The organism is Desulfovibrio subterraneus (genome assembly GCF_013340285.1).
GTDB classification, from domain to species: domain Bacteria; phylum Desulfobacterota; class Desulfovibrionia; order Desulfovibrionales; family Desulfovibrionaceae; genus Halodesulfovibrio; species Halodesulfovibrio subterraneus.
In genome coordinates this window covers 1-223 of the sequence record NZ_BLVO01000010.1, presented here as the reverse complement: position 1 = coordinate 223, position 223 = coordinate 1, and the positions used below count along the sequence as shown (strand labels likewise).

Annotated in this window: 1 protein-coding gene; it reads left to right on the top strand. The window is 61.9% G+C overall.

The window, feature by feature from the left end; all coding sequences use genetic code 11:
- Positions 1 to 223, top strand: a 223-nt coding sequence (locus HUV30_RS04000; protein ID WP_205245190.1) for a VCBS domain-containing protein, incomplete at both ends; no start/stop codon positions are given.

Genomic DNA, 223 nt, shown 5'->3' with positions numbered 1-223 from the left:
TGGAAATACGAGCTGGATGGCCGCGCGCAGGCGCTGGACAATGGCGATATTCGAACCGAGACCTTTACGGTGACGACCAACGGCGGCGACACGCACACTATCACCATCACGGTGAACGGTACCGAAGATGCACCCGTCATCACCGGAACTGACACCGGAGCCGTGACTGAAGACGTGACCGTAGCTGCCTCCGGTACGCTGACGGCCGTGGATGCGGACGCCG